The organism is Streptomyces atriruber (assembly GCF_001418325.1).
GTDB classification, from domain to species: domain Bacteria; phylum Actinomycetota; class Actinomycetes; order Streptomycetales; family Streptomycetaceae; genus Streptomyces; species Streptomyces atriruber.
On the sequence record NZ_LIPN01000574.1, the window covers coordinates 1 to 2,413 of the forward strand.

Sequence of the window (2,413 nt, forward strand, 5' to 3'; positions counted from 1 at the left end):
GGGGGACATGTTCGAGTGCGGGGACTCGGACTTCTCCGCGGACGTGGACGACGTCTCGGGGGACGCCGACGAGTCCGTGGAGTCGGGGTCGGTGCCGGTGCCCGCGCCCAGGCTCTTTCCGTCGGCGCCGAGCAGGCTCCAGCCCTCGACGTCCTGTCCCTTCGGGTCCTGCCCCTGCTCGTCGTCCTTGAAGTAGTAGAGGGGGCGGGTCTCGTAGATGACCTGGGGCGCGTCGGCGTCCTGCGCGTCCTCCTCGGTCTGGGCGGTCTGGCCCGTGACGTCGTCGGCCTTGGTGGGGTAGCCGGTCGCGGCGGGCCACTCGGTGGCGCACTCCCCGGTGCAGTCGGGGGTGTCGGCCTCGTCGGCGTCGCGCGTGTAGAGCGGGTTGCCGTCCTTGTCGGCGAGGGCCCTGCCCTTCGGGGTGTCGACGAGGGTCAGCTCGCCCGGCTCGGTGGGCTTGTCCAGGGCGACGGCCGGGCCCGCCAGGGCGAGGACGGCAGCCGCGGCCGCCGCCGCCGTGACGGCGGCTATTCGAGGCGTACTGCGAGGCGTACTGCGAGATGTACTGCGGGGCGTACCGCGGCGTGGGGTCATGCCCTCAGGCCACCCGTGTCCAGCGGGGTGGGCCACCTGGGGGCGTGTCGGGCGGGGCCGAACGGGTTGCGGTGCCCGCCGGGCGGGTGACGGGCGGCGGGGCCGCCTGACAGAGCTACTGCGGGGCTACGGCGGCGCCATGGCAGCTACTGCAGCGCTACGGGCTCAGAGAGCCTGCGGGAAGTCGAAGAAGCGGGACGGGTCGTACTGCTTCTTCAGCTTCTTCAGGCGCGGCGCCGCCGCCCCGTAGTACGCCTCGCGCCAGTTCGTCAGCGTCGAGTCGGCGTAGTTCTGGTACGCGGCGCCGGACGCGTAGCGGCCCATGGCCCCGTGCGCCTTTTTCAGCCACGCCCGGGCGCCCGTCCCCGACGTGCCCGCGCGCCACGACGCGATGTACTGCGCCAGCATCCGCGAGCGGCGGTGCACGAAGGCCGTCGCCGTCGGGTCGACGCGGTTGATCGCGCCGCCGAGCGCGGTGAGCGCGATGCTGCCCCCGCTCGCGCCCGTCACGTTCTCGATCTGCGACAGCAGCGTGCGGATGCCCGCCGCCGACAGCGAACGGTCGAAGAAGTCCGAACTCGCCGCGTACGTCTCGCGCTTGAGTGCTCCCTGCGGGCTGCGGCCCGGCGTCGCGCCGGGCAGATGGCACTGGGCGTCGGTGGCGAAGGACGAGCAGCCCGCGTACACCTCCATCGACTCCTCGTACGTACGCCGCTTCAGGGAGACGCTGCGGGCCGGTGCGCCGATCTTGTCGGCGAGGCGGTCGACGGCGTTCTGCAGCTCGCCGTACGTCCCGAGGGAGAAGCACGCGACGGACACGGTCGGGGTGCCGCCCGGGGTGTTCGCCAGGTGGAGGGAGGACCAGATCTCGTCCGGCTGGCCGGGGCCCCACTCCTGCCAGGCCTTGACGACCGCGGCCGCCTTCGACCAGGGCCAGGTCATGTACGCGGAGACGCCCTGGGGTGCGGCGTGCGTGCGGTAGGTGAGCTCGGTGACGATGCCGAAGTTGCCGTTGCCCGCGCCGCGCAGCGCCCAGAACAGGTCCTTGTGCTCGGACTTGGAGGCGGTGAGCTGTTTGCCGTCCGCCGTGATGAGGGTGGCGGAGGTGAGGCTGTCGCAGGTCAGGCCGTACGCGCGGGAGACCACGCCGTGGCCGCCGCCGAGGGTGAGCCCGGATATGCCGACGGTCGGGCACGATCCCGCGGGGATGGTGACGCCCTTCGCCGCGAGCGAGCGGTAGACGTCGATGAGCTTGGCGCCGCCGCCGATGGTGGCGGAGCTGCCGCTCGCCCGTATCCTGCTCAGCTTCGACACGTCGATGATCAGCCGCCCGTCGCCGGAGGACCAACCCGCGTAGGAATGACCGCCGTTGCGGATCGCGACCTTGGTGCGGTGGGCGCGGGCGTACGAGAGGGCGGTGCGGATGTCGTCCGCGTGCGAGACGTAGGCGACGGCCGTGGGCTTCAGGTCGTCGTAGCGCGTGTTGTACAGCTGGCGGGCCGCCGCCCACTTGGCCTCGCCGGGCCGGACGAGGGTGCCGTCCAGGTCGCGGGCGAGGGCCTTGAGGTCGGCGGGGGAGGAGGACGCGGCGCTGGACGTCCTGATCGGGGTGCCGCCGCCGCGGGACGCGGTGGTGCCGGTGCCGGAGCTGGTTCCGGAGCCGGTGTTGCCCGTACTGCTGCCGGTGCAGCCCGCGACCGTCGCCGCGGCCAGCGTGGCCGCCGTTGTGCCGATGAACGTACGTCGTTCCATGACGCCTCCCGTTGCTTCCCGAGAACGAGACGGTGTGGGGGGCGCTGGGGTTCCGTACGGGTGGGGG

General features: G+C 72.6%; 2 protein-coding genes. Both read right to left on the reverse strand.

Annotation, left to right across the window (positions count from 1 at the left end; all coding sequences use genetic code 11):
• On the reverse strand, positions 1-594 hold a 594-nt coding region (locus AOK03_RS38660), incomplete at its 3' end, for a hypothetical protein (RefSeq protein WP_055570033.1).
• 165 nt (positions 595-759) lie between these two features.
• Positions 760-2,346, reverse strand: a complete 1,587-nt coding sequence (locus AOK03_RS38665) for an FAD-binding oxidoreductase (protein ID WP_055570034.1) — start codon at positions 2,344-2,346, stop codon at positions 760-762.
• Positions 2,347-2,413 lie beyond the last annotated feature (67 nt).